At 41.7% G+C, this 7928-nt stretch carries 8 protein-coding genes; 2 read left to right on the top strand and 6 right to left on the bottom strand.

The window, feature by feature from the left end; genetic code table 11:
- Nucleotides 1–207 precede the first annotated feature (207 nt).
- Genes B2X72_RS18800 through B2X72_RS18780 form a run of 5 tightly spaced genes read right to left on the bottom strand, consistent with a single transcriptional unit; the run spans nucleotide 208 to nucleotide 5478 of the window.
- Nucleotides 208–978, bottom strand: coding sequence for an SDR family NAD(P)-dependent oxidoreductase (locus B2X72_RS18800; RefSeq protein ID WP_248933768.1), 771 nt, complete (start codon nucleotides 976–978; stop codon nucleotides 208–210).
- Nucleotides 979–1035: 57 nt separating this feature from the next.
- On the bottom strand, nucleotides 1036–2679 hold the full coding sequence (locus tag B2X72_RS18795; protein ID WP_286851044.1) for a sodium:solute symporter: 1644 nt from the start codon (nucleotides 2677–2679) through the stop codon (nucleotides 1036–1038).
- A gap of 9 nt (nucleotides 2680–2688) precedes the next feature.
- Entirely contained in the window at nucleotides 2689–3909 is a 1221-nt protein-coding gene (locus B2X72_RS18790; protein WP_088161500.1) for an enolase C-terminal domain-like protein, read from the bottom strand.
- Nucleotides 3910–3957: 48 nt separating this feature from the next.
- Entirely contained in the window at nucleotides 3958–5004 is a 1047-nt protein-coding gene (locus B2X72_RS18785; RefSeq protein WP_088161499.1) for an alpha-L-fucosidase, read from the bottom strand.
- 45 nt (nucleotides 5005–5049) lie between these two features.
- Complete coding sequence (locus B2X72_RS18780; protein ID WP_232475778.1) at nucleotides 5050–5478, bottom strand: L-rhamnose mutarotase; 429 nt, start codon at nucleotides 5476–5478, stop codon at nucleotides 5050–5052.
- A gap of 162 nt (nucleotides 5479–5640) precedes the next feature.
- Between B2X72_RS18780 and B2X72_RS18775 the strand changes: the two genes are divergently transcribed.
- Both B2X72_RS18775 and B2X72_RS18770 read left to right on the top strand, forming a co-directional pair.
- Nucleotides 5641–6522: an AraC family transcriptional regulator gene (locus B2X72_RS18775; protein ID WP_088161498.1), complete on the top strand. Its 882-nt coding sequence runs from the start codon at nucleotides 5641–5643 to the stop codon at nucleotides 6520–6522.
- A 236-nt stretch (nucleotides 6523–6758) separates the two neighbouring features.
- A complete protein-coding gene (locus B2X72_RS18770; protein ID WP_232475777.1) occupies nucleotides 6759–7142 on the top strand; it encodes a low affinity iron permease family protein in 384 nt (127 codons plus the stop codon).
- Between the two features lie 221 nt (nucleotides 7143–7363).
- On the opposite strand, the gene B2X72_RS18765 is transcribed toward B2X72_RS18770, so the two are convergent.
- Nucleotides 7364–7928, bottom strand: a 565-nt coding sequence (locus tag B2X72_RS18765) for a ferritin-like domain-containing protein (protein WP_286851041.1), incomplete at its 5' end; no start/stop codon positions are given.

Here is a 7928-nt window from a genome sequence, read left to right as displayed (position 1 = left end):
ACCTCCGGTCAGATAATCAAATGCAAATCGGGGAATCCTTTTCTTCGCTTTAATCTTTAGATCTTCAACAGAAGGATAACGTGTATTATATATAAATTTCTGGCTCATGATTGATATATTATTTATAAACAGTCTATGACTGCGCGCCAAACTTAGAAAAATTGCATTTCAAATGCAAGCTAATTGTAGCTAATATAAAAAAATCTGTCATACATTTCTGCGATACCCCAATTCAGCACCACCACTTACAGGTAGATTTACCCCTGTGATAAAGCGTGCTTGGTTTGACAGCAGAAACACACAGGCATCAGCAATGACATCGCCCTCAGGACAGTATCCCAGCAAATGAATATCCTTCAAAAAGTCAAAAACCTGTGTTGGATGCGCTTGCTCCAGTGTCCATTTGTTGAGCATGGGTGTCATAACAGCTGCAGGCATAACCGAATTGACACGAATACCGACAGACGCATAGTCTATGGCCATAGATTTTGTCAAGGCGTTGATAGCACCCTTTGTGGCGGCATATGCCGCGTGGTTCTCCTGGCCAATATCCCCCACTAAACTGCTCGTATTTAGAATACAACCAGCAGATTCCTTTAAACGAGGGTAGCCATACCGTGTAGTCAGAAGAACACTTTTCATGTTGGTTTCCAGCAACCTTGTCCATTCATCATCCGTAGTTTCATGCAAAGGCTTTGCTGGGCTTGCCAGACCAGCATTGTTATGGATTGCATCCAGCCGCCCAAAAACAGCAACAGTCTTTTGGATGGCCAGGTCAACTTCGCGGGCTTGCGTAACATCCGCACAGATACCGATATGTGGCGCACCGATCAGTTCAGCTGTAGCATCTACCGATCCTTGATCGAGACCAATAAAAGCAACCTTTGCCCCTGCTCTGACATAGGCTTTTACACATTCCAAACCGATTCCAGCAGTTCCTCCTGTAATCAATATTATTTTATCTTCTAAGGTTTTCACGTTTTTATTATTCTTGTATTTAGCATCAAGTTCCAAAGAATCGGAACAAATTAAAAATTAGTTGAAAATTACATATAAAATCACGACAATAGCGAACAGCAATGCAGACAAAATACGGTAATTCCCGATACCCGACCAGGCTTTTCCCCGAAGTGGATCCACGGGGTTCTTCCAGTACAAATCCCGACTTTGTGCAGTATGCTGCACGGGATACTTATACGATAACAAAACCTGAAGTAACATACAGATCAAAAACAGATAGAAAGCCATCATCATAAATGGTGTCTGCCCTACCCACGAGTCAGGTAGCAGCTTATTCAGCAAAAATACGGCAACCCCCAAAACAGAACCTATCCACAGGGTAAGTTTTGCAGCTGTTGCTGATGCTCCTTTCCAAAAAACACCTAAAAGAAACACGCAGGTTATTGGTGGTGCAATATGAGCAATCACATCATTTATGCCATAAAAAATACTCTCATAGCGATCCAATAGTGGTAAAAGAGCCAGGGAAAATCCCATGGCAATAACTGCGGCAATTTTCCCGATACGAATAAGCTGTCCATCGGAAGCAGCAGGACGTCGCTGTTTAAAGATATCGTAACTCACCATGGTCGATATCGAATTTAGTGCACCCGATATCTGACTCATTAAACCCGATAAGAGCGCCGCTACCAACACACCAATCAATCCCGAAGGCAAAAGTTGCGTAATCATGAGTGTATAGATACCTTTTGAATTGACCTGCCCTTGATGGTCTACGCCAAGACTGCTTAAATCCAATTGACCTGTTTTAAACAGCGTATACGCAAATAGCCCCGGAAGCACAAAAATAAATACAGGCAAAATTTTCAGAAAACCACAAAAAAGGGCACCCACACGTCCATGGTTTTCGTCCTTGGCTCCTAAAAGGCGCTGAACAATGGTCTGATCGGCACACCAGTACCAGATGCCTAAAATCGGATAGCCAAACAATACGGCATACCAAGGCATTCCACTTCCATCGTTGCTACCACGGAGCATAGAAAGACGATCAAGGGCATTATCCTGCGCCAGAACAGCTTTCATCGGCATCCAACCGCCCATCTTGTCAAAAGCTGCAAAACTGATAATAAAAGCTCCTGCAAGCAACACAATTGTCTGGATAGATTCCGTCACCACAACAGCGCGCAGCCCACCCAATATCGTATATATTCCAGTTATCACACAGATTACCGTAATACTCAAATACATATTAAATCCAAAAAGTGTTCGTAGCACAATCCCTCCGGCCAACATCGAAAAAGCGATATGAATAACAATGGCCGATAGTATGGATATAAACGTGAGCCAATCTCTGCTGGAACGATCATAACGCCGTTCCAGAAAGTCAGGCAAAGTTGTAACACCCGATTTGAGGTAAAATGGCACAAAAAAAAGCGCCAGTAAGATTAAAGTAAAGGCAGCCATCCATTCAAAGTTGCCGTTAAGCAAGCCTGTATCAAATCCGCTCTGTGCCAAACTAACCAGATGTACCGTTGAAATATTAGTTGCAAAAAGCGCCAACCCAATGGCTGGCCACCGAAGTGTCTTTCCAGCCAAAAAATATCCTTCAGCGCTTATTTCCTTCACTTTCTTAAATCGCCCTGATCCAGCCAATATGCCGACAACCAAAATCAACACAATATAAAAGATGGCGATACCTAAATCTAAATTTCCTAACATAACGTCAACTTATAACAAATCACAACTGCTTCCCACATCCATTGGGGTACGGTACACGCCATTCGCTATAGACACAGGATGTACAAAATGAGACTTTAGGTGTGGAATATGCTCCAAAAACAAAGCCTCATGCCCAAGGCTTATATGGTTAAACAAAACAAGATGCTGATGAAGCTGCCCCATATCACCGACATGCGGTACAACAGGAATATTGTATTTTCGACAAAGTAGACTCACTGAAATAAACTCGCTCACGCCGCCGACCCGAACAGCATCCACCTGTACAAATCCCGCCGCACCCATTTGAAGGTAATTTTTAAACAAGATACGGTTCGGCACATGCTCACCCATGGCAACTTTTATCGGCGCAATGTGCTCGGCTAAGCGTTTATGTCCAACAATGTCGTCAGGATGTGTCGGCTCCTCTACCCAAAAAGGATTCATCTCCTTAAGCTCTTGACAGATGGATAGCGCCTGAGGTAGCGTCCATTGCTGATTCGCATCGAGCATTACTTTAGCTTCATCACCCGCAACCTCCCGTACAATATGCGCACGACGAATATCCCGTAATGTATCTTCACTACCTACTTTGAGTTTCATTGCGGAGAAACCGTTATCTAAAGCACGTTTACAATTCTCCCGTACTTTTTCATCAGAATAGTTAAACCAGCCTACTGATGTATCGTAGCCCGCATAGCCCTTTTCAATAATGTCCATTCTTTTATGACCAGTTGAGATAGTCGACTCCAACAGGCTGATGGCTTCACCCTTTGTAAACTCATCTTCCAAATAGGAAAGATCCAACGTATTGACAATCTCTTCAGCACTGAGGTCGGTTAACAGCTTCCAAAGTGGAACTCCTCTCGTTTTAGCCCAGAGGTCAAAACAGGCATTTGTTACCGAACCTAGGGCCAGATGAACGATACCTTTATGGGGACCCAACCAACGAAATTGCTGTTCGTTGCTCAACTTATTAAACAATTGACCAAAATTTGCCATAAGATCTTCAATTGGAATCCCTTTCAATCGTTCGGCATAGAAAGCTGCAGCACGACAGACCAGCTCATTTCCTGCTCCCAGTGTAAAAGCCAGACCTGTGCCTACGCGCCCCTTATCATCTGCCAATCGAGTCACAGCATAAGAATAGATCGGATCCTTGTGAATCGCATCACTGCCCGCACCTGTAGCCAAAGGAAATCTCCGATCCTGAATATCAAACGTCTTTATCATAAAATCTTAACGTACTTGTTTTTAGTGTTTAGGTTAATCTATTTTGAATTACAACTTTAACTTATCCTTTAATTTGCGCAAAATGTCAACATCCGAATCCTTTATGCGTCCCATCCGATTGGGACCAACGTTTAAGATCAGGATATTGTCTTGTGCGGTTGCGGTCTGATAAATCCCCGCAAGCTCTTCCAAAGACTTATACTTCTTGTCTGTAGTATTATAAAACCAGCGTTCTCCAAGTACCACTGTTGTCTCAAAAGGCATGTAGTAAGTATTCCCGTTGGCCATAAAAAGCTTAGGATCAGGATTGATCGGAAGATAGGGATCGCCTAGCCTAAAGTCACTTGGAAAGTAACGTATAGGATAATAATTCTGCTGATCTTTCGGCAAAACAATGTGTTTGTCTGTGTTCTCAGGTGATCCTATACTCCAGTTTATACCAATTTGACATCCGGGCATCTTTTTCTTGATCAAATTGTAAATCGCCTGCGTGGGCCATCGATAGCTCTCTTTTTCCCAGCCACCGTCCAGCCAAAGCTCAACGATATCTGTATACTTTTTGGTCATATCAACCAACTCACTAAGCTGGTTCAACATATATTGATTATATGCTGCATCTGCAGACATGTCTTTTACATTGGGGTTCTGCTTTCGGTCCCATAAAGAATAATACAAACCAAGGCGCATCCCCTGTTTGGCGCATTCTTTAGCCAGCTCCTGCACAACATTTGTCGCGTTTGAAGAACTCGCCACATCGTAGTCCGTATACTTACTATCCCATAAACAAAAACCTTCATGATGTTTCGTAACCAAAATCATGTACTTCATCCCAGCTTCCTTTGCCGTTGAAACCCACTGTTTAACCTCAATAGCCGATGGCGCATACGAGCTAGCAGGTTTAGATCCGTCTGTCCACTCCTGGTCATGAAATGTATTCATGCCAAAATGAACGAACATACCATATTTTCGGTCAATTTGCTCCCGCTGATAAGCATTGGGGTGTATCGATGGAACAGGTACAATAGTCTTTGTCTGCGCACAGAGATTTGTTCCCAATACAGCAAGTGTCAAACTAAATAATAATTTCTTTCTCATGGTTATATAATGTTGGTTATTACAGCATTCATTCTTTTTCTTTCTTTATTCCGTATGGAATACTTCCGCCATACCAGACCATATCTCCCCTTTCTCCTGTGCATCGGACAGGGGTTGCTGACAAGGATCTGTTTCTTTCCACCAACGCTGTGTCTCTGGATCGGACGCCATCTTCTGCATATCAAGCTTGAAATTTTGTCCTACATATTCGAAATAGCTAAAAAGAAAAAATTTACCGTCTATTTCCTTCAAAAAAATAGAATAATTGCGGATATGACATGCCTTGATCTTTCGAAGTACCGTGGGCCAAACCTTAGCATGAAGCTTCTTATAATAAGCTACTTTCTCTGCTTTTAATCCTGTTATAGATGCATAGCGAGCCATAGGGCGGCTTCTTTCTGTAGACCGAAAGGCTGTCGCACAGAGTACGACAAAGACGATCATCATGCTATAAGGATATAATTTAGGATTCATAAGCTCTACGCGTTATTTTATACGAAATTACGCGCTTAACAGTTCTGTGACTACTGCTAGATTGCTTAATTCTCCCACTATATTAACATTTTTACCTCTGCTTACCTCTTTTTAGGGCAAAATAAGCTATATTACTTGCTCTTAATTAAAATAACCAAACGCATGAAACCTGTTTTTGCAAAAATTCTGGAAGGTGCAGCTATTACGGCTTTTGCGACCAAAGATGTGCAGCGACCATTCTTCTCCACCGAATTTCACTTTCATAGCGCCTGTCAGATGACCTATATTGTGGAAAGTGAGGGAAAACGGATCATTGGAGATAATGTGAGTAACTTTGTTTCTGATGAACTCACTTTTGTAGGGCCCGATCTGCCACATGTTTGGCACAATAACTATATAAATTGCCCGGGCTCTGCTATTGCGGAGACAAAGACATCCCGCTCTTTGGCCTTGTATATAGAACCTAAATTAATGATTAAAGTTTTAGGGCATTTCTTTCAGACACATAAAATCGAAGCATTCTTTTCGGCCTCAAAACGTGGTCTCCTATTCCGTGGCGCAACAAAGGAACAACTGAAGGTAAAGCTAAAAAAGATCGTACAGCTGGATTATGGCTTTGAGAAAACCATTTTGTTATTGGAGATTATCGAATTGATGTTATCCACAGATGAATTTGATTACCTCTCCAGCGCGGGATACACCCACAACTATAGTCCTATTGACAATAGTAAAATTGACAGCATCTTTAAATTCGTATTTAACAACTATACTAGAGAAATTCAATTGGATCAAGTTGCGCAGCTATCTAATATGTCGAAACATTCCTTTTGCCGTTACTTCAAATCCCGTACGCAGAAAACCTTCGTCCAGTTTGTCAATGAGGTGCGCATTAGTGAATCCTGTAGATTGATCGTTGAAAATAAACATCAAATCACGCACATTGCTTATGCCTGTGGTTTCAATAGCCTTTCAAACTTTAATAAAATTTTCAAGTCAATTAAAGGAGTCACACCTAGTCAGTACAAAGCTCAAATACGGCAGTAGCAACAAAGCAGGTAGGCTATTCTTAGCTATGGAGCAGAAAAACCTTTGAAGAACGGATCTTTTAAGATAAAGCTAATAAATGCAAACAAATTCAGTTTCAGTGGGGTCTCTATAGAAACTTAAAGTTTAGCAATGAAAAAGAGAAAAAACTTATTTGAACGGTTCTCAAACTGGGCGACACACGCAACTGGTAGTTCAGCGGCATTTATTATTGCAACATCTACAGTTATCGGGCAGTGAGTGGTCCCATATTTAACTACGCTGAAACCTGGCAACTGGTCATCAATACAGGTACGACCATTGTTACTTTTCTAATGGTATTTCTTATTCAAAAATCGCAGAATAAGGATTCAAAGGCAATCCACCTCAAGCTCAATGAATTGATTGCCTCTCACGAGGGCACTAGCAATAGAATGGTTAATTTGGAAGATCTCAGTGAAGAAGAACTTGATCAGCTTGCAAAATTTTATGCCCACGTCGCTAAATTGGCGCTTCAGGAAGGTGACCTTACCTGCACACATTCAATTGATGCCGCAAAGGAAAATCACGCTTTTAAAATGAAGGCTCGAAAAGAAAGACACGCCGCCACAGACGGTAACAGAACAGACAAGACGGATTAGCATTTCAAATTATTAATGATAAAAAAATAAATCCCCGTAATGGGGATTATTATAAATTGTAAAGCCGTGCTTCCCATATTAGAGTATTTCATAGCTCATTTTTTGGAAAAGTCCCAGCAAAATTGGATTGAGCCTTTTATACTTTCTTTACATAGGTGCTTTTAGCAACACACTTACTGATCATTTTCTTCGGTTTTCACAATCGTGTTATAGACAGCTACCTATTTAGCTTTCGAATTAAGATTTGTATCGGCCAGCGCACTTAGATCTTCGTCACATTTCTTTTCCTCATCCAGTGTTTCAAGTAGCAATTTCAAAGCATCCTTATGTTCCAGCACTTTTGCAAAAGCCGCCAGTGTGCCATAAGTAGCAATTTCATAATGTTCCACCTTTTGAGCCGCAGCAATAATAGCGGCATCCCGAACAGACCCGACTTCTGTTTCTTTCATAAGGCTTTCTGCTTCTTCAACCAAGCCCGCCATCGCTTCGCATTTTTCAGCTTTTGCTTTCACTCCTATAAACTCAAAACATTGTTCGAGGCGCCCCACATGCGTTTCTGTTTCCGCCAAATGTTTAGAAATAGCAGATTTCAATTGTTTTGAACTTGCATTTTTTTCCATCTTAGGAAGTGCCTTTGTCAGCGCTTTCTCAGCCCAGTAAATATCTTTTAGACCATCTTCAAATAATTCCGCTAAATCTTTTGCTGCACCTGCCTCGGCACGTAGCTTTCTTCCTTCCGAAGCAGATGCTGAAGTTGATGTGCTACCTGATTTTGTGCTTGTTTTG

It is taken from the genome of Sphingobacterium sp. UBA7253, from assembly GCF_002472745.1.
Taxonomy (GTDB): Bacteria; Bacteroidota; Bacteroidia; order Sphingobacteriales; family Sphingobacteriaceae; genus Sphingobacterium; species Sphingobacterium siyangense.
Note: the sequence above shows the minus strand (reverse complement) of the source record. Positions and strands in the feature narration are given on the sequence as shown.

Excerpts from the sequence above, each read along its gene's own strand:
- B2X72_RS18795 (WP_286851044.1), bottom strand. The coding sequence starts at position 2,679 with ATGTTAGGAAATTTAGATTTAGGTATCGCCATCTTTTATATTGTGTTG.
- B2X72_RS18780 (WP_232475778.1), bottom strand. The coding sequence starts at position 5,478 with ATGAATCCTAAATTATATCCTTATAGCATGATGATCGTCTTTGTCGTA.
- B2X72_RS18775 (WP_088161498.1), top strand. The coding sequence starts at position 5,641 with ATGAAACCTGTTTTTGCAAAAATTCTGGAAGGTGCAGCTATTACGGCT.
- B2X72_RS18785 (WP_088161499.1), bottom strand. The coding sequence starts at position 5,004 with ATGAGAAAGAAATTATTATTTAGTTTGACACTTGCTGTATTGGGAACA.
- B2X72_RS18790 (WP_088161500.1), bottom strand. The coding sequence starts at position 3,909 with ATGATAAAGACGTTTGATATTCAGGATCGGAGATTTCCTTTGGCTACA.